The organism is Oleiphilus sp. HI0066 (genome assembly GCF_001635725.1).
The window spans coordinates 1-783 of sequence record NZ_LWFH01000664.1; the positions used below are offsets into that span (position 1 = coordinate 1).

General features: G+C 47.3%; 1 protein-coding gene. It reads right to left on the bottom strand.

What is annotated here, in order from left to right:
- Positions 1-220: 220 nt before the first annotated feature.
- Positions 221-783, bottom strand: a 563-nt coding sequence (locus tag A3738_RS08345; RefSeq protein WP_156504105.1) for a BMP family ABC transporter substrate-binding protein, incomplete at its 5' end; no start/stop codon positions are given.

The window sequence follows — 783 nt, forward strand, 5'->3', positions numbered from 1 at the left end:
GAACAGTTACACTGTTGTCTGCCCAGAATTGTTCTGCTTGAGCTGGAGCAGCGACTACCGCTGCAGAAAGTGCTGCTGCACTTGCAAGAGTTTTTAGTTGTTTCATTTTTCTACCTTAGTAATTACATCACGGCACTTTTTAGTTGTGCCTTTTTCCGGAAAAGGGGAGCTTGCTGTGCAATAAGCTCAACAAAGCTCCCGATACTTTAAACGTCCCGGTTTACGACTGAGGCAATTTGCCCTCTACACCTTCGATGTAGAAACCAAAGCCTAGTAGCGCACCGTCATCCATGGTGCTACCAGCTGGTACAACTTCTTCGCCAGCCTGGTTAATAACAGGACCATCAAATACGCGCATTTCGCCCGCTTTCAAGGCCGCTTTTTTCTCTTCAACCAACGCAACAACATCAGCCGGAATAGCTTCGTTCAATGGTGCTAGATCTGTAGTACCTTCAGCGATACCAGGCCATAGATCTTCAGCTTTCCAAGTACCATCAAGAACTTGCTGAGCCTTCTTCAAGTAAAGAGGACCCCAGTTGTGAATAGCTGCTGTAAGGTGTGCTTTCTCACCGTACTCAGACATATCTGAGTGATAACCGATCGCGTACTTACCTTTCGCTTCAGCTGCTTGAATAACTGCTGCTGAGTCAGTGTGCTGAGTAAGAACGTCTGCACCTTGAAGGATCAAGGTTTCTGCAGCTTCACGCTCTTTGGCTGGGTCGTACCAAGTGCTCGCCCAAACAACTTTTACTTGAACGTCTGGGTTTACTTCTTTCGCGCCTT